This is a genomic window from Streptomyces sp. NPDC031426 (assembly GCF_055581585.1).
Map to the genome: position 1 here is coordinate 22,600 of NZ_JBVIJE010000016.1, position 21,865 is coordinate 44,464.

The window sequence follows — 21,865 nt, forward strand, 5'->3', positions numbered from 1 at the left end:
CTCCGGGTGCTCCGGTGCTCCTGCACTACCTGTGTGCTCCTGTGCGGGATTCACTGTCCCTGGCAACGTGCCAACACCGGGCGTGCTTGCCAAGAGGGCCGTCGCGGTTCCGGCCCACGTCCGAGCGCCGGGAGCGCACCTCGTGGCAGGGTGCTCTGCTCTCAGAGTGCGGTCAGGCACCGTCCGGCGCGACCGGGCACCTCGCCGGATACGCCACCGCCCCTCAACCCACCCCTGTGCAGAACGTCAAACTTCACCCCTCGGTTTTGTACACATACGGCTCATGACGGGCCCCCGGTAATGAGCGATAGCCTTGTGGCGTGATCAGCGCGATATCTCGCGGGGGCGATCCTGCTCCTGCCCTGCGCCCGGGTTGCACGGAACACCTCCGTGACCGGGCGGCGGTCGCTGGTCTTCGCGGGCGGGACGGGGCCGAAGCAGCCCCCGGGACGCCGAGGGCAACCCTGGACACGGCGGCGCCGAGAGCAGCGTCACACCCCACGGGCGTGTCGAGAATGGCCGAATACCCCCCGCTCATCTCACCTCGCGGCATAGCGTCGAAGCGGACCGGACACCCCGGGCCGTGGCGTCGAGCCGGAGGGAAAGAGACCGTACTTCCTTCTACGTCACGCAACGGCGCGCGACAGGAGTCAGAGGACAATGCAGACCAAGCTGGACGAAGCCAAGGCCGAGCTGCTCGAGAGGGCCGCCCGGGTAGCTGAGAACAGCCCGGTCGGGGGGCACCTACCGACCGGGACCAAGGGCGAGGGCTCCCCGGGCACCCCGGACAGCGAGTCCATGCTCGCGTTCCTCCAGCGCTACTACCTGCACACCGCCCCGGAAGACCTCACCGACCGCGACCCGGTCGACGTTTTCGGCGCCGCGGTCTCGCACTACCGTCTCGCCGAGAACCGCCCCCAGGGCACGGCGAACGTGCGGGTCCACACCCCGACCGTGGAGGAGAACGGGTGGACCTGCAGCCACTCGGTCGTGGAGGTCGTCACCGACGACATGCCCTTCCTCGTCGACTCGGTCACCAATGAGCTGACCCGGCGCGGGCGCGGCATCCATGTCGTCGTCCACCCGCAGTTCGTGGTCCGGCGCGACCTCACCGGCAAGCTCATCGAGGTCCTGCCGACCCCACCGGGCGGTGACCTGCCGCACGACGCGCACTTCGAGTCCTGGATCCACGTCGAGATCGACCGGGAGACCGACCGCGCCGACCTGAAGCAGATCACCGCCGATCTGCTGCGCGTGCTGTCCGACGTGCGCGAGGCCGTCGAGGACTGGGAGAAGATGCGGGAGTCGGCGGCCCGGATCGCCGACGGCCTGGAGAGCGAGCCCGTCCCGGGCGATCTGCCCCGGCCCGAGGTCGCGGAGGCCCGCGAGCTGCTGCGCTGGCTCGCCGACGACCACTTCACCTTCCTCGGCTACCGCGAGTACCAGCTGCGCGAGGACGACACGCTCGCCGCCGTGCCCGGCACCGGTCTCGGCATACTGCGCTCGGACCCGCACCACGCCGAGGACGAGCAGCACCCGGTCAGCCCCTCCTTCGAGCGGCTGCCGGCCGACGCCCGAGCCAAGGCCCGCGAGCACAAGCTGCTCGTGCTGACCAAGGCCAACAGCCGGGCCACCGTGCACCGGCCGTCGTACCTGGACTACATCGGCGTCAAGAAGTTCGACGCGGACGGGAACGTCGTCGGCGAGCGGCGCTTCCTCGGTCTGTTCTCCTCCGCCGCCTACACCGAGTCCGTGCGCCGGGTGCCCGTCATCCGCCGCAAGGTGGACGAGGTGCTGGAGCGCGCCGGGTTCTCGCCCAACAGCCACGACGGCCGCGACCTGCTGCAGATCCTGGAGACCTTCCCGCGCGACGAGCTGTTCCAGACGCCCGTCGCCGAGCTGCAGTCCATCGTGACCAGCGTCCTGTATCTGCAGGAGCGGCGGCGTCTGCGGCTCTACCTGCGCCAGGACGAGTACGGCCGCTACTACTCGGCCCTCGTCTACCTTCCGCGCGACCGCTACACCACCGGTGTCCGGCTGCGGATCATCGACATCCTGAAGGAGGAGCTCGGCGGCGTCAGCGTCGACTTCACCGCCTGGAACACCGAGTCGATCCTCTCCCGGCTGCACTTCGTGGTCCGCGTCCCGCCGGGCACCGTGCTGCCCGAGCTGTCGGACGCCGACAAGGACCGCATCGAGGCCCGTCTGGTCGAGGCCGCCCGGTCCTGGGCCGACGCGTTCGCCGAGGCGCTGACCGCCGAGTGCGGCGAGGAGCACGCGGCCGAGGTGCTGCGCCGCTACAACCACGCCTTCCCCGAGGGCTACAAGGCCGACCACACCCCGCGCGCCGCGGTCGCCGACCTGGTCCACCTGGAGCAGCTCAGCGAGGACAAGGCGTTCAGCCTGAGCCTGTACGAGCCGGTGGGCGCCGGGCCGGAGGAGCGCCGGTTCAAGATCTACCAGAAGGGCGGCACCGTCTCCCTCTCGCACGTGCTGCCGGTGCTCAGCCGCCTCGGCGTCGAGGTCACCGACGAGCGGCCGTACGAGCTGCGCTGTGCGGACCGCACCACCGCCTGGATCTACGACTTCGGTCTGCGCATGCCCAAGGCGGCCAGCGGCGACCACCTCGCCGACGACGCCCGTGAGCGCTTCCAGGAGGCCTTCGCCGCCACCTGGACCGGCAAGGCGGAGAACGACGGCTTCAACGCCCTGGTGCTGAGTGCCGGGCTGACCTGGCGGCAGGCGATGGTGCTGCGCGCCTACGCCAAGTACCTGCGGCAGGCCGGTTCGACCTTCTCGCAGGACTACATGGAGGACACCCTCCGCAACAACGTCCACACCACCCGGCTTCTCATCTCGCTGTTCGAGGCGCGGATGTCGCCGGACCGGCAGAAGGCCGGCCTGGAGATCACGGATGCCCTGCTGGAGGAGCTGGACGCGGCCCTGGACCAGGTGGCGAGCCTGGACGAGGACCGGATCCTCAGGTCCTTCCTGACCGTCATCAAGGCGACTCTGCGGACCAACTTCTTCCAGGAGGCGCACGGCGGCAAGCCGCACGACTACGTCTCCATGAAGTTCGACCCGCAGGCCATCCCGGACCTGCCGGCGCCCCGCCCGGCGTACGAGATCTGGGTGTACTCGCCGCGGGTCGAGGGCGTGCACCTGCGCTTCGGCAAGGTCGCCCGCGGTGGCCTGCGCTGGTCCGACCGCCGTGAGGACTTCCGCACGGAGATCCTGGGCCTGGTCAAGGCGCAGATGGTGAAGAACACCGTCATCGTGCCGGTCGGCGCCAAGGGCGGCTTCGTCGCCAAGCAGCTGCCGGACCCGGCCAAGGACCGCGACGCGTGGCTGGCCGAGGGCATCGCCAGCTACAAGACGTTCATCTCGGCGCTGCTCGACATCACCGACAACATGGTCGCCGGCGAGGTCGTGCCGCCGCAGGACGTCGTCCGGCACGACGGCGACGACACCTACCTGGTCGTCGCGGCCGACAAGGGCACCGCGACCTTCTCGGACATCGCCAACGGGGTCGCCGAGAAGTACAACTTCTGGCTCGGCGACGCCTTCGCCTCCGGGGGAAGCGCGGGCTACGACCACAAGGGGATGGGCATCACCGCGCGCGGCGCCTGGGAGTCCGTGAAGCGGCACTTCCGTGAGCTGGGCGTGGACACGCAGTCCGAGGACTTCACGGTCGTCGGCATCGGTGACATGTCCGGTGACGTGTTCGGCAACGGCATGCTGCTGTCCGAGCACATCCGCCTGGTCGCCGCCTTCGACCACCGGCACATCTTCATCGACCCCACCCCGGACGCGGCCACCTCCTACGCCGAGCGCCGCCGCCTGTTCGAGCTGCCCCGCTCCAGCTGGGCCGACTACAACACCGAGCTGCTGTCGGCGGGCGGCGGGATCTTCCCGCGCAGCGCCAAGTCGATCCCGGTCAACGGCCACATCCGCGAGGCCCTCGGCATCGAGGGCAAGGTCGCCAAGATGACCCCGGCCGACCTGATGAAGGCGATCCTGCAGTCGCCGGTGGACCTGCTGTGGAACGGCGGCATCGGCACGTACGTGAAGGCGTCGGCGGAGTCGAACGCGGACGTCGGCGACAAGGCCAACGACGCCATCCGCGTCGACGGCAAGGACCTCAGGGTCAAGGTCGTCGGCGAGGGCGGCAACCTGGGCCTGACCCAGCTCGGCCGGATCGAGTTCGCTCTGCACGGCGGCAAGATCAACACTGACGCGATCGACAACAGCGCCGGCGTGGACACCTCCGACCACGAGGTGAACATCAAGATCCTGCTCAACAGCCTGGTCGCGGACGGCGACATGACCGTCAAGCAGCGCAACAAGCTGCTCGCCGAGATGACCGACGAGGTCGGTGCGCTGGTCCTGCGCAACAACTACGCGCAGAACACCGCCCTGGCCAACGCCCTGTTCCAGGCCAAGGACATGCTCCACGCCCAGCAGCGGTTCCTGCGCCACCTGGTGCGTGAGGGCCACCTGGACCGGGCGCTGGAGTTCCTGCCGACCGACCGTCAGATCCGCGAGCGCCTCGGCCAGGGCCAGGGCCTGACCAGCCCGGAGACCGCCGTCGTCCTGGCGTACACGAAGATCACGGTCGCCGAGGAGCTGCTGGCCACCTCCCTGCCCGACGACCCGTACCTGCGCAGCCTGCTGCACGCCTACTTCCCGACGGCGCTGCGCGAGCGGTTCGCGGACGCCGTCGACAACCACCCGCTGCGCCGTGAGATCACCACGACCGTGCTGGTCAACGACACGGTCAACACGGGCGGTACGACGTATCTGCACCGTCTGCGCGAGGAGACCGGCGCCTCCCTGGAGGAGATCGTCCGCGCCCAGACCGCGGCCCGCACGATCTTCTCCTCGGCCCCGGTGTGGGACGCGGTGGAGGACCTGGACAACAAGGTCGACGCGGCCGTCCAGACCCGGATCCGGCTGCACTCGCGCCGGCTCGTCGAGCGCGGCACGCGCTGGCTGCTCAACAACCGGCCGCAGCCGCTGCAGCTCGCCGAGACGGTCGAGTTCTTCGCCGAGCGGGTCGAGCGGGTCTGGCAGGAGCTGCCGAAGCTGCTGCGCGGCGCGGACCTGGAGTGGTACCAGCACGTGTACGACGAGCTGTCCGCGGCCGGCGTCCCGGACGAACTCGCCACGCGCGTGGCCGGGTTCTCCTCCGCCTTCCCGACGCTCGACATCGTGTCCGTGGCCGACCGCATGGGCAAGGAGGCGCTCGACGTCGCCGAGATCTACTACGACCTCGCCGACCGGCTGAACATCACCCAGCTGATGGACCGCATCATCGAGCTGCCCCGTGCCGACCGCTGGCAGTCCATGGCCCGCGCCTCCATCCGCGAGGATCTGTACGCGGCGCACGCGGCGCTCACCGCGGACGTCCTCGCGGTCGGCAACGGCACCTCCACTCCCGAGCAGCGCTTCAAGGCCTGGGAGCAGAAGAACGCGCCCATCCTGAGCCGGGCGCGCACCACCCTGGAGGAGATCCGCGGTTCGGAGACCTTCGACCTCGCCAACCTGTCGGTGGCGATGCGGACGATGCGGACGCTGCTGCGCACGCACTCGTAGCCGTACGACGGTGAGAGCGCCCCGGGCCGACGACAGACCGGACCGGGGCGTTCCGCTTCTTGCCGACCCTTAGCCAAAAACGATCAGCGAATTTACCGTTTCCCGCTAATCGACGGCCTTCGGATAGGGTCGGCGCTGTGACTGTTCAACTCACCGAGATCACCGGGAGCCGGCCGGCAGCGCCCCCCGTGCCGGCTCCGGCCCGGCGGCCCGTCAAGCGGGTCGTGCTGGAGGTCGTGAAATTCGGGATCGTCGGCGGCAGTGGGGTCCTCGTCAATTTCCTGATCTTCAACCTGCTGCTGCACGGCCTGGGTTGGCAGGCGATGACCGCGACCGTCCTGGCCAGCTGTGTCGCCATGGCGACCAACTACCTGGGCTTCCGCTATTTCGCCTATCGCGACCGGTCCTCGCGCACGAGCAGTCAGATCACCCTGTTCTTCGTCTTCAGCGGCCTCGGTGTCGTGATGGAAATCGTCCTGTTCTGGGTCGGTTACCACGGTTTCGGCCTGCACAGCGTGCTGGCATCGAATGCGGCGAAGGCCCTGTCGATCGTGCTCGCCTCCGCCTTCCGTTTCCTCGTCTACCGCACTTGGGTGTTCCAGCAGGATGCACACCGCACCGCCTGATACTGATCCGGTGACCCGTACACCGTCCCCGCCGAGCGCCGCGTGGGCCGGCCGCGCCCTGCCGCAGGCCGCCGCCGCGCTCGTCGTCGTCCTCCTGCTCCTGGTGATCGTCCGCCTGCCCTGGACGGGCGACCTCGGCATGCACGCGGCCACCGTCCAGCGGCTGAGCCACAACCTGTTCCATCCCGGCAACCCGCTGGTCGACGCGGACACGCCGAGCCCCTACTACTCGCCGTGGATGCTGGTCCTGGGCGTGGTCGCCAAGCTGACCGGCCTTTCGGTGTTCGTGGTCCTGCGGCTCGCGGCGCTCGTCGGGTTGACCCTGCTCGTCACCGGCGTCTGGCGGTACGTCCGCACGCTCAGCTCCCATGGCATGGCGCCCGCGCTGGCGCTGCTCGGCCTGCTCTTCCTCTGGGGCCCGGTGCTGTTCAACTGGTCCGGCTTCCTGGGCCTGAACTCCCTTGCGCTGACGGTGTCGTATCCCAGTTGCTTCGCGCTCGGGCTCACCTTCCACTTCTGGGCCTGGGTCACGCGGGCGACGCGGGAGGAGACCGCGTGGGGAAGGTGGCTGTGGCTCGGTGTGCTGTGGGCACTGATTCTGCTGTGCCACCAGTTCACCGGCGTGGTGGCCTCTCTGGGCGCCCTGGCGATGGTGATCGCGGCGCGACCGAGCCGCTCGGTGCTGCTGCGACTGTCCGCCGCGCTCGCCCTGGGACTGCTCCTGCTGTGGCTGTGGCCGTACTACGACTTCTTCTCCCTCTTCTCCGCCGGCGCGGACCTGGAGGCCATCCACGAGCCGCTGTACGAGGACCTGCCCGCACGGTTCGGCCTGGTGCTGCTCGGGGTCGCGGCGCTGGTGCTGCGCTTCCGCCGCGACCGCTGGGACCCGCTGGTCCTGTTCTTCGCCCTCGGCGTGCTGATGTTCGCCGCGGGCGGGCTGTCCGGCCACTACTCCTGGGGCCGCGCCCTGCCCGCCGCGCTGATCCCGGCGCAGCTCGCGGCCGCGCTGGAGGTCGTGTCGGCCGGGCGCCGGGCGGTGCGCGTCGGCTGGGCGTGCGTGTTGGGTGCCGCCCTGCTCGTCGGCGCGTGGACGCAGGTGGGGACGCTCGGGTATGTGACGGGGCGTGCTGCTCTGCCGTCCGTGGTCGCCTCGAAGTACCGGACGCCGTGGGTGGGGTACCACTGGATCACGCCGTGGGTGAAGTACGGGGACGTGGTGATGGCCCGGACGACTCCGGCGCGGCAGATCCCCGCGTATGGGCCGTACACCGTGGCGCCGGGGTATCCGGATGTGTTCCTGAAGGACGCCGCGCGGCGGGAGGCGGCGGTGGGCCGGTACTTCGCCGCGGGGACCTCCGCTGCTGAGCGGGCCGGGATTCTGCGGGAGTACGGCGTGAAGTGGGTCGTGGGTGGGAAGAGCCTGGCGGGGCCGGGGCTCCGGAGGGTGACCGCGGGTCCGGCCGGACAGGTCCTGTATCGAGTGGTGCCCTGAGCTGCGCCCACCCGTGCCGTCCCCGCGCCCCGAAGGGGCGCGGGGAACTGCGCGATCAGCCACAACCGACCCGCAGTCGCCCACGCGCCCTCGGTACAGCGGCGCTTCGGGACCGGCCGTCCTACCTCAGCACGCTGGACAGCAGCTTCGCCGCCTTGCGGATCTTCGGGCGGGCCACCTTCTGGACGACCGGGCGGATGACACGTGCCGTGACTCCCACCGGCCGCCAGCGGAGCTGCAGGCGGCCGGGGTTGCGGCCCTCCGGTTCGATGGTGAGCTCGTGCGGGGTCGCACCGGAGCGGTACTCGATGCGGGTCGTGAGGGTGGGGAAGAAGAGCGGCGCCAGCAGGAGGCCGGAGTTGGCCAGGCCCTGCTGGTGCAGGCGCACCAGAGGGTGACGTACCCCGGAGAAGCCCTGCAGGGGGAGCGGAGCCTCGGTCAGGTCCAGGTGCACCGTGCCCTCGAAGACACCGGGGCGGACCGGGTCGAGGCGGAAGGGCACTGTCATGCGGCGGTTGCCGGGGGAGAGGACCAGACCGGCTCGCTGCGGACCGACCGGCAGGCGCAGGCCCGGGTCGTACGTGCGAATGGCCAGGGTGAGCGAGGCGCCGGCGCCGGGGGTCAGCTCCGTGATCTCGTGCCGGAACTGCGCGCTCGGGAACGGCCGCGTGTCCAACTCCAGGTCGGACACCTCCAGTTCGCGCCGGGCGCGGTCGGAGGAGGGCACGCTGTCGCCCCAGTACGGGACACCGGACGCGTCGGCCGTGACCTGCCGCGGCGCCACCCCGTGCCCGAGACCGCGGGCCGCGAGCCGTACGTCGTCCAGGCGGCCTTCCCGCAGCAGCTCCAGCACCACCCGCTCGGGGCGGGGCAGGCGGGTGTACGCACCCGGGGACAGCGTCTCCAGGTACGGGTTCATGATGTCGGCGAAGGCGGCCAGCCACTCCTCGTCCCGGTAGGGCAGGTCGCCCGCGTACATCCGGAAGTCGTGCTTGAGGAACTTGAAGTCCTTGTCCTCGCGCAGCCCGGCGTGACCGCTCTCCACCAGGAAGTCGTCGATCAGGCGCTGGACGTGGACGCGGTCGCGGACGTTCGTGACCTTGTGCCGCTGGTTCGAGATCGAGGCGGTCGCCGCCGCCGCGAACGGGTCGATGTACCAGACGTACACCGGGTCCGGAATGATCGTGAACGCCTTCGCCAGGCAGTACGCCTGCGCCGAGAACAGCTGGTCCTCGTAGTGGATGCCCTCCGGGAAGCGCAACTCGTGCCGGTCCAGGAAGGAACGCGCGTACATCTTGCTCGTCGACAGGTGCTCGAACAGCAGCCGCGGGTCGGCCTCGATGCCCTCCACCGTGCGGCGCTCGGCGACCAGGTGCGGCATCCACGTCGTACGGCGGCCGTTGTCCACCCGCACCCGGCGCACCGCGCCCATGGTGAAGTCCACCTCGCGCTCGCGGTGCGCGGCGAGCAGCAACTCGACCGCACGCGGCGGAAGTTCGTCGTCGCTGTCGAGGAACATCAGATACGGCGCCCGGGCGATCTCGACGGCCCGGTTGCGCGGGGCGCTGCACCCGCCGCTGTTCTCCGGCAGGCGGAGGTAGCGGATGCGGTCGTCCTGGGCCTCCAGCCGGCGCGCCACGGTCGGCGTGTCGTCGGTGGAGTGGTCGTCGCTGATGATGATCTCGATGTTCGCGTGCGTCTGCGCGCGCAGCGAGGCGACTGCCCGGGGCAGGCGGGCGGCGTCGTTGTAGACGATGACCGTCACCGTCACGTCGGGGGTCGTCATGCCGAGGCCTCCTCGGGGGTCGGGGCGGGGGTGCGTTCCTCCAGCGGGATCACCGGTGGCAGTGACTCCTCCGGTTCGCCCAGGAACACCCGTCGTACGACCCGTTCGGCGGCGCGGCCGTCGTCGTACTCGCAGAACCGGCGCCGGAAGGCGGCCCGCGCCTTCGCCGCGCTCTCGTCGCGCCAGGCGCCGGAGACGAAGATCTCCGTCAGCTCCTCCTGGGTGCGGGCGACCTGGCCGGGGTGTTCCGCCATCAGGTCGAAGTAGACGCCGCGGGTTGTCCGGTAGGTCTCCCAGTCGTCGGCGTAGACGACGATCGGCCGGTCGAGGTTGGCGTAGTCGAACATGATCGACGAGTAGTCCGTGACCAGCGCGTCGGCGGCCAGGCACAGCTCCTCGACGGGGTCGTAGGAGGAGACGTCGATGATCCGGCCGGAGCGGCGCAGACCGGTCAGCGGGGAGGCGGCGCCGCCGTAGAAGTAGTGGGCGCGGACCAGGAGCACGGTGTCCTCGCCGAGGCGGTCGGCGAGGGCCGCGAGGTCCAGGCGCGGGGTGAAGCCGGCCTCGTAGTCGCGGTGCGTGGGCGCGTAGAGGACGGCCGTCTTGCCGCGCGGGATGCCGAGGCGTTCGCGGGCGGCGCGGACATCGGCGGCCGTGGCCGAGTAGAAGACGTCGTTGCGCGGGTAGCCGTAGTCCAGCGAGGTGTAGCGGGCCGGGTAGGCACGCTCCCACATGCGGGTGGAGTGGCTGTTGGCGCTGACGCTGTAGTCCCACTTGTCGATGCGGGCCAGCAGGGCGTCGAAGTCCAGGCCCTTGGCGGCGGCCGGGTGTTCCATCTGGTCCAGGCCCATGCGCTTGAGCGGGGTGCCGTGGTGGGTCTGGAGGTGGATCGCGTCGGGGCGCTTGACCACCGCGTTGGGGAAGTTGACGTTGTTGACGAGGTACTTGGCGGTGGCCAGGGTCTCCCAGTAGCGGCGGGTGCCGGGGATCACATGGTCGGTGCCGGGCGGCAGCAGGGCCTCGTTGCTCTTCGACACCACCCACACCGGGTGGATGTGCGGGGCGAGTTCGCGGAGCTTGGCGGCGATCGCGGCCGGGTTGCAGGCCACTCCGCGCTCCCAGTAGGCGGCGAACACGGCGAGGTCCGGGTCGACCGGGCGGGCCAGGGCGCGGTGGTACTGCTGGTCGCGGAGCTTGGCGCCGACCTGCTTCTTACGGGTCCGTACGGCCTTCTTGGCGGCGCGGCGGGTGCGGTTGGCGGCCTGGAACGCGCGGTACTTGGTGTACGCGCCCTCCTCCAGCAGGGCGTGCCGTACGCCCTCGACGCCCGCCGGGCGCTCGTGGTTCTCGGGGCGCCAGCGGACCGCGGCGAGGGAGGCGCGGCGGAAGAACTCGCGGGCCACCGCGTCGGGCAGGTTCTCGCCGGCGAAGGTGCGCACGAGGTCGCGCATCATCAGGTCGTAGAGCACCGTGCGGGCGGCGCGGCGGTCCTTGGCGAGGGCGAGCAGCGACTCGTAGCGGCCGATCAGCTGGAACCGGTCCTCGGGGGCGAGCGGCGGCAGGCTCTCGGGGCGCAGTTCACGGTTCTCGTACGCCACCTGGTTCAGGCAGGCGACCCGGTCGGCGTGCAGCAGGACGGCGTGGGCGGCCTGCGGTTCGTCGTCGGTGGTGAGGTGCTGCTCGTGTGCCCGCCAGAACTCGGCGCGCAGGGCGCGGTTGCCGAGCAGCGGGGTGAGGCGCAGCAGGTCGGCGGCCTCGTCCAGGGGCAGGCTCTCGCGGCCGACGGCGGCGAGGAGCCGGCCGTCGCGGGAGGGGGTGCCGGCGGTCTGCCAGGTGGTGGTGAGGTGGTCGAAGACGAGTACGTCCACCCCGGCGCCGTCGGTGGCGTCCAGCTCGGCGGTGCGCTCGGCGATCAGCCGGGAGGCGCCCGCCGGCAGGCTGTCCTTGGCGTGGACGAAGTGCAGCCAGCGGCCGGTCGCACGGGCGGCGCCGGCGGCCCGGGCGGCCGCGTCACCGGTGCCTTCCGGCAGCGGTACGACCACCGTCTCGGGGGCGTGGCCCTCGGCCGTCTCCCGCGCCCAGTCGCCGACCGCGGCGACGATGACCTCGGCGGCGGGGACGGGGTGGGCTTCCAGGGAGTCCAGCAACTCTGTCAGATGCCCCTGTGCGTTCGGTCCGTAGACGATGACGCTGAGTTGGGGCATCGCAGTGGACTCCTTTGGTTCGTGGGCTAGGGCCGCCCTTCATAACATACTGTCACTAAGCGGATGAAAGGGATATCCGCGCTCACGGTAAGAGGACGACAGTATGGAAGAGGGTATTCCGTAGCCTAGGGTTTCACTTCCGGCAACTTCTACGCTGCCTTCTTACCAGCGGCCTTCTTGTCGCTCTTGTCACCGGTGAAGGCCTCGTACTCCTTCATGACGTCCTCGGTGGGGCCGTCCATGCGCAGCTCGCCGCGCTCCAGCCAGATGGTCCGCTCACAGGTGTCGCGGATCGACTTGTTGTTGTGGCTGACCAGGAAGACCGTACCCGCTGTCGCGCGCAGCTCGCGGATCCGTTCCTCGGAGCGCATCTGGAACCTGCGGTCGCCGGTGGCCAGGGCCTCGTCGATCAGCAGGACGTCATGGTCCTTGGCGGCGGCGATGGAGAAGCGCAACCGGGCGGCCATGCCGGAGGAGTACGTGCGCATCGGAAGGGTGATGAAGTCGCCCTTCTCGTTGATGCCGGAGAAGTCGACGATGTCCTGGTAGCGCTCTTTGATCTGCTCGCGAGTCATGCCCATGGCCAGGCCGCCGAGGTAGACGTTGCGCTCCCCGGTCAGGTCGTTCATCAGGGCCGCGTTGACGCCGAGCAGGGAGGGCTGGCCATGGGTGTAGATGTGGCCGTTCTCCACCGGCAGCAGGCCGGCGACGGCCTTGAGCAGCGTGGACTTGCCGGAGCCGTTGGTGCCGATCAGGCCGATCGCCTCGCCCTTGTAGGCGACGAACGACACGTTCTTCACCGCGTGCACCCGGCGCACACCGGCCGCCTTCTCCGCCTGCTTGCGGCGCAGGATGCGGTTGAGGGCGGCGGTGGCGGAGCCGCGGCCGGAGCCGGTGCCGTTGACCCGGTAGACGATGTCGACGCCGTCGCAGACGACGGTGGGGATCCTCTCGGCCTGGGAGAGGCGCTCGAGCCTCTCCCGCATCATGCGCTCGTCGGGAGTCTCCTCGCCCTTCTCGTCGGGGTTCTCGGGGTTCTCGGGGTTCTGCTCAGCCACGGCCGTACTTCTCCTCTGCCTTCCAGAAGTAGATGAAGCCGCCGACGCCGATGACCAGCGCCCAGCCGATCGCCGTCGGCCACACGTGCGGGGGCAGCTGCTTGGCGTGGAAGCTCTTGATCAGGGCGAAGCGCATGAGGTCGATGTAGACCGCGGCCGGGTTGGTCTGCAGCAGAACCGTGACGATGTGCGGCAGGTGGTCCTTCTTGGTGAGCTTGGCGATGCTCCACATCACGCCGGACACGTACATCCAGGTGCGCAGCACGAACGGCATCAGCTGGGCGATGTCCGGGGTCTTCGCGCCCATCCGCGCCATGATCATCGCCATGCCCGCGTTGAACACGAACTGCAGGACCAGCGTGGGGATCACCAGCAGCCAGGAGGCGGAGATCGGCACGCCCAGGCTGAGCAGGATGACGACCAGTGCGGCCATCGAGAACAGCAGCTGCTGGAGCTGCTGGATGCAGAAGGAGATCGGCAGGGCGGCGCGCGGGAAGTGCAGCGCGCGCACCAGGCCGAGGTTGCCGGAGATCGCGCGGGTGCCGACCTGGATCGAGCTCTGCGTGAACGTCCAGACGAACACGCCGGTGACAAGGAACGGGATGTAGTCCGGGACCCCGTGCTTCGTGCCGAGCAGCACACCGAAGATGAAGTAGTAGACCGCCGCGTTCAGCAGCGGGGTCATGACCTGCCAGATCTGGCCGAGTTTCGCCTCGCTGTACTGAGCGGTGAGCTTGGCGGTGGCGAAAGCGGTGATGAAGTGGCGCCGGGCCCACAGCTGGCGGACGTACTCCGGCAGGCTGGGGCGGGCGCCACTGACCGACAGGCCGTGGCGGGCGGCCAGTGCCGCGAGGTCGTCGTCGGCCGGGGCCTGGGTGGGGGGCGGTGTGTCGAGGACCTGGCTCACATCCGCTGCTTTCACTCGGGGGAGGGGATGCCGCGGCCCGGCCGGCAGCCGGGGCGCGCACGGTCACGAGGTCCGACGTTTCCTTACGATTCTCTTCACGTTCTCTTACGTCGGGACGGGACCGTATCGTCGCATCGCGAGCGTAGAACGAATCGACGTCGGAACGCAACCGTTTCGTCGTAACGGCAATATGCTGTGGGACATGACGACGAACGCCGACGAGCCCTCGACGCGTGCGCGCCGCCGGACCCCTGCCGGGGCCGCCGTACTCAGGGAGGATGTGACCGAGGCCATCCGGGCGGCGGTCTTCGGGGAACTCGCGGCGGTCGGATACGCGCGGATGTCCATCGAGGGCATCGCGCGGCGGGCGGGTGTCGGCAAGACGGCGGTGTACCGGCGGTGGCGGTCCAAGCTGCACCTGGTCCTGGACGTCGTCTCGGCGATGGCGGTGCTCGGCCTGCCGGTCCCCGACACGGGCTCCCTGGAGGGCGACCTCCGCCTCCTCTACGAGGTGACGTCCCGCGCCCTGCGCCACCCGGTCGCCTCGCAGATCATCCCCGACCTGCAGGCGGAGGCGGCCCGCAATCCCGACATCGCCGACGCCTTCCAGAAGGCCCTGCGGGACGGCCAGGAGGGCGTGGCCAGCAAGATCGTCGCGGCGGCGGAGGAGCGCGGGGAGGTGCGCGCGGGCGTCGATCCGGACCTCGCGCTCGACCTGATCTCCGGCCCGTTGTACTGGCGCGCGGTGGTGATCCGCTCCCCGAAGCTGCCCAAGGGCTATCTGGAGCATCTGGCCCGGGCCACGGCGGGGGCGCTCAAGGCGTTGTGAGCTGCGGCACGTCTGCCCGGCTACCCGGGTACGACCAGCCGCTCGGCCAGTTCGGCCAGGTCCTGGGCGCGCAGTACGCGGTCGGCGAATCCCGGTAGCGGCACGTGCAGGAGTTCGGTCCAGCGTTCCGGTATGGCGCCGGCCCCGTACGTCGCCCCCGCCAGCGCCCCGGTGACCGCCGCCACCGTGTCCGTGTCCCCGCCGAGGTCGATCGCCGCGCGGACCGCTTCCTCGTACGACGTCGTGGTCCGCAGCGCCCATACGGCCGAGCCCAGGCAGGGCCACACCGCGCCGTTGAACTCGGTTGCCTGGTCGGGGTGCCAGTCGGTGGAGAGGACCACCGAGTATCGCGCCGGTGATCGGGGTGGAGGGCGGCCAGGGTTTCCGGTACGGCGCCGAGCGGGTCCGGGCCCTCCAGGGCCACGCGGACCAGGTCGTGCAGCACCGCCGTGCCCTCCCACGCCGCGCGGTCGCCGTGGGTGAGCGCGGAGAGACGGCGGGCGGCGTCCATGGTGGTCTCGCGGCCGTCGCGGGCGAAGTGCACCGCGGAAGGGGCCGCCCGCATCAACGCGCCGTTGCCCGCGGCCCGTTGGTTCACCTGGAAGTGCAGTGCGGCGGCCGTGTCCCAGGGGTCGCCACCGGTCAGGACCGCCTCCGTCTGGAGGCCGATGTCCTTCGGGTCGGCCGCCGCCCACCGCTGGAAGCGCCGGAAGACATCGGGCAGGTCCAGGCCGCCGTGGTCCAGCAGGGACTCGGCGACCAGGACCGCCGTCTGGGTGTCGTCCGTCGCCTCGCCGGGCTCCCAGCCCCCGCCTCCGCACATCTCGCCGCCGTGTCCGGGGCGGGGGAAACGGGCGGAGAAGGCGCCCTCGGGGCCGAACTCGAAGGGCGCTCCGAGGGCGTCCCCGACGGCGGAGCCGAGTACGGCGCCGATCGCGCGTTCGAGATCTGCGGGAACGTTCACCCGCGGAGCCTACGACCGCGCCGCCTCCGGGTGGTGGTGGACCCAGCCCTCCCAGGCCGAGGTGATCATGTCCTGGACGTCGTACTTGGCCTGCCAGCCCAGTTCCGTGCCGATGCGGTTGGCCGAGGCGACGACGCGTGCCGGGTCGCCGGGGCGGCGCGGGGTGACGGTCGGCGGGCGGTCGTAGCCGGTGACCGCGTTGATGCGGTCGATCATCTCGCGGACCGACACCCCCTCGCCGCGACCGATGTTGAGGGTCAGATCACTGCCCGGGGAGGAGGCCAGGGCACGGGCGACGGTGACGTGGGCCTCGGCCAGGTCGACCACGTGGATGTAGTCGCGCACACAGGTGCCGTCCGACGTCGGGTAGTCGTCGCCGAAGATGCGCGGCGGCGCGCCCTCGGTGAGCTTCTCGAAGACCATCGGGATGAGGTTGAACACACCGGTGTCGGCGAGTTCGGGGCCGGCCGCGCCCGCCACGTTGAAGTAGCGCAGGGACGCCGTGGACATGCCGGTCGCCCTGCCCGTCGCGCGGACCAGCCACTCGCCGGCCAGCTTCGTCTCGCCGTAGGGGGACAGCGGCAGACAGGGGGTCTCCTCCGTCACCAGGTCGACGTCCGGCATGCCGTAGACGGCGGCCGAGGAGGAGAAGACGAAGGACGGGACCTCCGCCTTCGTCACCGCCTCCAGGAGGGTGCGCAGACCCTCCACGTTCTCCCGGTAGTAGTGCAGCGGTCGCTCCACCGACTCGCCCACCTGCTTCTTCGCCGCCAGGTGCACGACCCCGGTGATCTCGTGCTCGGCGAGCGTGCGGGCGACCCGCTCGGCGTCCAGGACCGAGCCCCGCACCAGGGGGACCCCGGCCGGCACGCGCTCGGCGACGCCGGTGGACAGATCGTCGTAGACGACCGTGCGCTCGCCCGCCTCGGTCATCGCCCGTACGACATGTGCCCCGATGTATCCGGCACCGCCGGTGATCAGCCAGGTCATTGCGGCCGTCTCCTCGTCAGTTGGCCCGTTCAGCTGCTCGGTGGAGCAGCGGGCATCTCTCTCAGTGAAGCAGTGGGCGTCCCGCCGGATCAGCGGGTGTCCCGGTGAAGCGCTGGGTGTCAGTGAAGCAGGCGGCGGAGTCGGCTGCGCACCACCTGCCACACCCCGCGCACGCCGGTCGCCATGCGCACGGCCAGCGCGCCGGAGTGCGTGGCGTACGGCTGCACCAGGAGCACGACGTGCCGGGCGCTCGGGACGGCGCGTCGGCCGAGCCGTCCGGCGCCCGCCAGGGCGTGCGCCGTCACTTCGCGCTCTGCGCCGTCGGCGAAGCGCACGGTCAGCCGCAGATCCCAGGTACCCGCACCGAGCCCGGCCAGGTCGACGGGCAACTCGGCCGACCACCAGCTGTCCGGGCCTGTCTCCGCCCCGGAAGGCACGAGCGGAACCGTCATGCGCCCGTGTGTGCGGTCGTCGTCGCGGGAGTGCCACTCCACGTCCATCTCGCGTGGGCCCGCCTCGGCCACCCTGCCGTACAGCTCGTGCAGTCGCAGCCGGAGCAGCGAGGTACGCGCGCGTGCCTGCAGTTCCGCGTCGACCGCGAGCGGGAGGATGCCGGTGGGGCGGGTCAGGAGCGGGGTCAGGGTGACCTGGGGGAGGTCGGCGGACCAGATCGGGACGCCGTCGGCCGTGCGGGCGTAGGGCGGCAGCAGGCGCGCCGGCCGGGCGGCCAGCTCGCGCAGCCGGGGCAGGTCGCGGGGCTCGGGCGACTCCAGGACGACCCGCGCGAGCAGCCGGCCCGGAGCGCCCGGGTTCAGCTCCCAGTCGGCGGCGTCATAGCCCGCGAGGTACTCCCGGGTGTGCTCCCACCACGCGCGCCGGTAGTCCGCGTCACGCAACCCCAGCTCACGCGCGTACATGCGCACCTCGTGGTCGAGGAACTTGGCCCGCGCCGCCCGCGCCAGCTCCTTCTGCCCGGCGCTCAGCAAGATCTCGTACGCCAGCGCGCACGCCGTCACGCGCGCCTTCCAGTTGTCGATGTGCTCCCGGTCCAGCGAGAGCGACAGCTGCTCGGCGGCACGGCGCACGTGCCACACGTACACGAGGTCCGGTATGAGCGCGAGGCGCGGGCCGGCGGCCAGCACGCGCGCGGTGAAGACGATGTCCTCGTAGAGGAAGCGGCCCTCGGGGAAGCGGATGTCGTGCTCGCGCAGGAAGTCGGTGCGGTACAGCTTGTTGACGCACAGCGTGTCGTGGACCAGGCGCGGCTGCTGCGAGGGGCGCGCGAGCACGGTGTGCGCCGTGTAGAGCGGCGCCTGCCAGGGTTGTTCGCGCCCCGACGGCAGCTCCCGGCGCACGCACAGCCCGCTCGTGACCTCGGCGTGCGCCCCGGTGGCCGCCGCCAGCAGCGCGTCCACCGCGCCGGGCGGCAGGACGTCGTCGCTGTCCAGGAACATCACGTACGGTGTGGTCACTGCGTCGATCCCGGCGTTGCGCGGGCTGCCGCAGCCACCGCTGTTCACATCCCGGCGCACCACCCGCAGCCTGGGCTCGTCGGCGGCCAGCCGGTCGAGCAGCTCGGCGCTGCCGTCCGTGGAGCAGTCGTCCACGGCGACGACCTCGGCGACCGCCGGCCCCTGGGCGAGCGCCGAGCGTACGGCATCACCCACATGGGTACTGTCGTTGTAGCCGATGACGACGACACCGACCTGCGCTGGGCGCGGCGACTCGGCGGTACCAGCTGTATCGGATGTGTCGGTCGGGTCTGATCGCATCGGGTCCACAGGGCGGGAGCGTAGAATTCTTCGGTAATAAGACGTTAAGAAAGACTTAGCGCGCGGTCCGGAAGACGGTCGGAACCGGCTCGGGGTTCCGTTGTTTGCACGGTCTTTTCATCCGGACCCGTCGATCGCCACAGCCGCATGAACGAGAGTACGGCCGCGGCCGCCAGGATGCCGTTGCGGGCCAGCATCAGCAGACAGCCCGCCCAGGTGCCGTTGACCACCTCGGCGTAGTGCATCGGGAACACCAGGGTGCTCAGCGCGGCCGCCGCGAGGACCAGCGCCGCCACCGGCCGCTGGCTGGTGTGCCGCGAGGTCAGGCACACCGCGGCGAGACCGAGCAGCCAGACCATGTACTGGGGGCTGATCACCCGGCTGGTGACCGTGAACAGCAGCACCGCGCTCAGCGCCGCGTCGTACGGCGTGGCCTCGCTCCAGCGCTGCGCCTGCAACCGCCACAGCACCAGCAGCGTGAGGGAGACCGACGTCAGCGTCAGGGAGAGGGTGGCGACGGCGTACACGTGCGGGCCGACCAGCTCGGTCGCGCCGTACTGGTAGCGCGCCCGGCCCGGCCAGCCGGCGTGCCGCGCCAGGTTCAGCACCGTACCGCCGAGCGACTCGATCTGCACGCCCCGCCCGCCCTGCCCCTGCAGAAAGGACAAGGGGTGGTCGAACAGCACGGCGAGTGCTCCGAGGGAGGCGGTTCCGGCGGCCGCCGCCCATCCCCACGCCCGGCGTGACGCCGGCCCCCGGGGCGTGCCCAGCAGCACCAGCGCCGGCCACACCTTCACCAGCGCTCCCAGCGCCCCGAGCACCCCGCACGCGCGCGTGGAGCGCTTCAGCATCAGCAGGGAGAGCACCGCGAGGGCGGTGACCTGGACGTCGTACCGGGCGAGCGGGAGGTGCAGCAGCAGCGGCAGGCCGCCCGTCCACAGCGCCGCGCCGAGCAGGCTGTGCCCGGGACGTCCGCCCGCGCGGGTCAGCGCCGCCGTGACCAGCGCGTCCACGGCCAGCGTGAGCACGACGAAAGCCTCGAAGTACGGCAGCCACGGCAGCAGGCGCGGCGCCAGCAGCAGCACGCCGGCGCCCGGCGGGTACTGCCACAGCACGTCGTGCGTCGGGAACGCGCCGTGCGCGAGGACGCCGTACCACTCGACGTACAGCCGCGACACCTCACGGGACACCGTGCCCCCGCCGAGCAGCGGGGTGTCGTCGTGTGCGAGCAGCCACAGCATCAGGGCGCGGCTCGCCAGCCAGAGGGCAGTGACGCCGAGCGCCGAACGGGAGTTGACACGGAGACGGTTCATCGCATGGGAGCCTAATCGCCGCGAATGGCGTATCCCCACCGATACGCCGTCATGACCGGAAAACGCTGGCTAATCGCAAAAGATCGGGCGGACCGCGGTGAACGTCGGGCTTCTTGTGAAACCGCAGTCGCACAGGACGGCTGCGACGGCGGTCGTCGCGCCGGTGGGCGGGGCGGCGCGCGTGCCCCGCGGCCACCGCGCCCGGCTCCGCCGCCGCACCGCCGTGGGGGTGCCCGCGCTGGTCATGCTCGCGGTCGGGCTCTGGGGGCTGGACCGGGGCGGGATGTGGCGCGACGAGGCGGTCAGCTTCCAGGTCGGCCGGCGTACGGTGCCGCAGATCTGGCTGCTGCTGCACGATGTGGACGCCGTGCACGGGCTGTACTACCTCCTTGCGCACGCCGTGCTCACCGTTCACCCCGGCGAGGTCGTGCTGCGGCTGCCGTCGGTGTGCGCGGCGGCGGTGACGGCCGCGCTGGTGGCCGCACTCGGCACCCGGCTGGCCCGGCCGCGCGTCGGACTGTGGGCCGGGCTGCTGTACGCCGTCGTACCGATGACCGGCCACTACGCGCAGGAGGGCCGCAGCTACGCCCTGGTCGCCGCCGGGGCCACCGGGGCGACGCTGCTGTTCGTCCGCGCCGTGCAGCACGGTTCCACGGGTTCCTGGGCCGCGTACGGCGCCGTCCTCGCACTCACCTGCTGGCTGCACGAGTTCGCGGTGCTGCTGCTGTGCGCCCACGCGGTGTCACTGGCGCTGGGCCGGGTCGGGGGGCGGGTGTTGCGGGCGTGGGGGTGTGCGGCGGGCGGGGTGGCGGTGTCGCTGGTGCCGATGGTTCTTGTGTCGCGGGGGCAGGCGGCGCAGGTGGCGTGGCTGCGGAGGCCTACGGCGGTGACGGCGGAAGGGCTGTTGCGGGCGTTTCTCGGGCCTTCGGGCGCGGTGTACGCGGTGTGTCTGGGCCTTGCGTTGCTCGGGTCGGCGGGGCTTGTGGGGCGGCGGGGCGAGATCACTCTTGCGGGGGTGGCCTTGCCGTTGACGGTGGTGCCGCCCGTGGTGCTGATGCTGGCCTCCCAGGCCTCGCCGCTGTTCGTCGACCGGTATGTGCTGTACGCGCTGAGCGGGGCGCCGTTGCTGGTGGCGGCGGGGGCCGAACGGGTGGCGGGGGTGGTGGGTCGCCCTCTGAAGTGCCCTCTGCTGCGGCGCCGCAGGGTGGCGCGGTTTCCCCGGCACATCCCCATTGTCACCCTCACCGGTGTCCTGGCGATCGCGCTCGCCTTTCTCCATCAGCTCCCCCTCCTCCGCGCGGACCGCAGCCCGGGCACCCGGCCCGACGATCTCGCGGCCGTTTCACGGGTCGTGGCACGGGAGTTGGCGCCCGGGGACGCCGTGCTGTACCTGCCGGCGAGTGCGCGGAACGTGGCGCTGACCTATCCGGGCGCTTTCCGGGAGGCTCGGGATGTGGCCCTGGTGGAGGGGGCCGCCGGGTCGGGGACGCTCTACGGGCGGGAGGCCGGGCCTCGTCGGATGAAGTGGCTGATGGATCGGCTGGAGCGGGTGTGGGTCGTGGCGGACCCGGCTCTGCTCGCCGGGCGCTGGAGTCCGCGCAGGCCCACCGAGCGGGCCAAGCTAGCCGTACTGGGGCGGGACTTCACCGCGCGGGAGGAGGTCCGGCGGGGCGGGATGGCCGTACGGCTGTACGTCCGTGACGCCGGGAAGCCCCATGACCCGGTCAAGCCCCCGTCGGCGCGGGCCGGGTCTCCTCGGCCGCCGCTGTGAGGGCCGCTGCGTCCAGTGCGGTCGTGAGCCGGTCGAGGCGTTCGCGCAGCTCGACGATCTCCGCCAGCTCGAAGCCGGTCGCCCGGGCGATGCGGCGCGGCACCTCCAGGGCCCGCTCGCGCAGCGCCGCGCCCTCCTCGGTGAGCCGGACCCGCACCGAGCGCTCGTCCTCGGCGCTGCGCTCCCGGCGCACCAGACCGGCCCCCTCCAGCCGCTTGACCAGCGGGGAGAGCGTGCCGGAGTCGAGCCGCAGATGCTCGCCGAGCTTCTTGACGGGCAGGTCGCCCTGCTCCCAGAGCACCAGCATGACCAGGTACTGCGGATAGGTGAGCTCGAGGTCCTTGAGGATCACCCGGTAGACGCCGTTGAAGGCGCGGGACGCGGCGTGCAGGGAGAAGCAGATCTGGCGGTCCAGTCGGAGCCAGTCGGCTTCGGCGGGGAAGGCCGGCGAGGTGGTCATGGGTCCAGGATAGCTCTTGCGGCCCATTTAGTTGTGCACAACTTAATTGTGTGCTCTACTCGTACTCGCAACCAAGCGACAACCACGCGACAACCTCG

Annotated in this window: 13 protein-coding genes and 1 pseudogene; 5 read left to right on the top strand and 9 right to left on the bottom strand. The window is 71.0% G+C overall.

What is annotated here, in order from left to right; genetic code table 11:
* Positions 1 to 660 precede the first annotated feature (660 nt).
* From ACZ5NH_RS28980 to ACZ5NH_RS28990, 3 genes are all read left to right on the top strand, one after another.
* Positions 661 to 5,595, top strand: a complete 4,935-nt coding sequence (locus ACZ5NH_RS28980) for an NAD-glutamate dehydrogenase (RefSeq protein ID WP_468779313.1) — start codon at positions 661 to 663, stop codon at positions 5,593 to 5,595.
* 224 nt (positions 5,596 to 5,819) lie between these two features.
* On the top strand, positions 5,820 to 6,221 hold the full coding sequence (locus tag ACZ5NH_RS28985) for a GtrA family protein (protein ID WP_468779315.1): 402 nt from the start codon (positions 5,820 to 5,822) through the stop codon (positions 6,219 to 6,221).
* Positions 6,202 to 7,713 (top strand): hypothetical protein, encoded by a 1,512-nt coding sequence (locus ACZ5NH_RS28990; protein ID WP_468779317.1) that lies wholly within the window; start codon positions 6,202 to 6,204, stop codon positions 7,711 to 7,713. The genes ACZ5NH_RS28985 and ACZ5NH_RS28990 overlap by 20 nt, the downstream gene beginning before the upstream one ends.
* A 121-nt stretch (positions 7,714 to 7,834) precedes the next feature.
* Here the strand turns inward: ACZ5NH_RS28990 and ACZ5NH_RS28995 are convergent, their stop codons facing one another.
* The 4 genes from ACZ5NH_RS28995 to ACZ5NH_RS29010 form a co-directional block, all read right to left on the bottom strand.
* On the bottom strand, positions 7,835 to 9,499 hold the full coding sequence (locus ACZ5NH_RS28995) for a glycosyltransferase family 2 protein (RefSeq protein ID WP_468779318.1): 1,665 nt from the start codon (positions 9,497 to 9,499) through the stop codon (positions 7,835 to 7,837).
* A complete protein-coding gene (locus tag ACZ5NH_RS29000; protein ID WP_468779320.1) occupies positions 9,496 to 11,703 on the bottom strand; it encodes a CDP-glycerol glycerophosphotransferase family protein in 2,208 nt (735 codons plus the stop codon). Before ACZ5NH_RS29000 ends, ACZ5NH_RS28995 begins: the two co-directional genes overlap by 4 nt.
* 149 nt (positions 11,704 to 11,852) lie before the next feature.
* On the bottom strand, positions 11,853 to 12,689 hold the full coding sequence (locus ACZ5NH_RS29005; protein WP_388627729.1) for an ABC transporter ATP-binding protein: 837 nt from the start codon (positions 12,687 to 12,689) through the stop codon (positions 11,853 to 11,855).
* Positions 12,690 to 12,753: 64 nt separating this feature from the next.
* A complete protein-coding gene (locus ACZ5NH_RS29010) occupies positions 12,754 to 13,668 on the bottom strand; it encodes an ABC transporter permease (RefSeq protein ID WP_468779322.1) in 915 nt (304 codons plus the stop codon).
* A gap of 202 nt (positions 13,669 to 13,870) precedes the next feature.
* Between ACZ5NH_RS29010 and ACZ5NH_RS29015 the strand changes: the two genes are divergently transcribed.
* Positions 13,871 to 14,497, top strand: coding sequence for a TetR/AcrR family transcriptional regulator (locus ACZ5NH_RS29015; protein ID WP_468779324.1), 627 nt, complete (start codon positions 13,871 to 13,873; stop codon positions 14,495 to 14,497).
* 20 nt (positions 14,498 to 14,517) lie between these two features.
* Here ACZ5NH_RS29015 and ACZ5NH_RS29020 read toward each other — a convergent pair.
* From ACZ5NH_RS29020 to ACZ5NH_RS29035, 4 genes and pseudogenes are all read right to left on the bottom strand, one after another.
* Positions 14,518 to 15,461 (bottom strand): annotated as a pseudogene (locus ACZ5NH_RS29020) (ADP-ribosylglycohydrolase family protein).
* 9 nt (positions 15,462 to 15,470) lie between these two features.
* Positions 15,471 to 16,451 carry a UDP-glucose 4-epimerase GalE gene (galE, locus tag ACZ5NH_RS29025; RefSeq protein ID WP_468779326.1) on the bottom strand — a complete coding sequence of 327 codons (981 nt, stop codon included), beginning with the start codon at positions 16,449 to 16,451 and terminating at the stop codon, positions 15,471 to 15,473.
* A 119-nt stretch (positions 16,452 to 16,570) separates the two neighbouring features.
* A complete protein-coding gene (locus tag ACZ5NH_RS29030) occupies positions 16,571 to 18,223 on the bottom strand; it encodes a glycosyltransferase family 2 protein (RefSeq protein ID WP_468779328.1) in 1,653 nt (550 codons plus the stop codon).
* A 44-nt stretch (positions 18,224 to 18,267) separates the two neighbouring features.
* Positions 18,268 to 19,536, bottom strand: coding sequence for a glycosyltransferase 87 family protein (locus ACZ5NH_RS29035; protein WP_468779330.1), 1,269 nt, complete (start codon positions 19,534 to 19,536; stop codon positions 18,268 to 18,270).
* A gap of 181 nt (positions 19,537 to 19,717) precedes the next feature.
* Between ACZ5NH_RS29035 and ACZ5NH_RS29040 the strand changes: the two genes are divergently transcribed.
* Positions 19,718 to 21,307, top strand: coding sequence for a glycosyltransferase family 39 protein (locus ACZ5NH_RS29040; protein ID WP_468779332.1), 1,590 nt, complete (start codon positions 19,718 to 19,720; stop codon positions 21,305 to 21,307).
* Here ACZ5NH_RS29040 and ACZ5NH_RS29045 read toward each other — a convergent pair.
* A complete protein-coding gene (locus tag ACZ5NH_RS29045; RefSeq protein WP_468779334.1) occupies positions 21,261 to 21,767 on the bottom strand; it encodes a MarR family winged helix-turn-helix transcriptional regulator in 507 nt (168 codons plus the stop codon). The two genes, ACZ5NH_RS29040 and ACZ5NH_RS29045, sit on opposite strands and share 47 nt — an antisense overlap.
* Positions 21,768 to 21,865 lie beyond the last annotated feature (98 nt).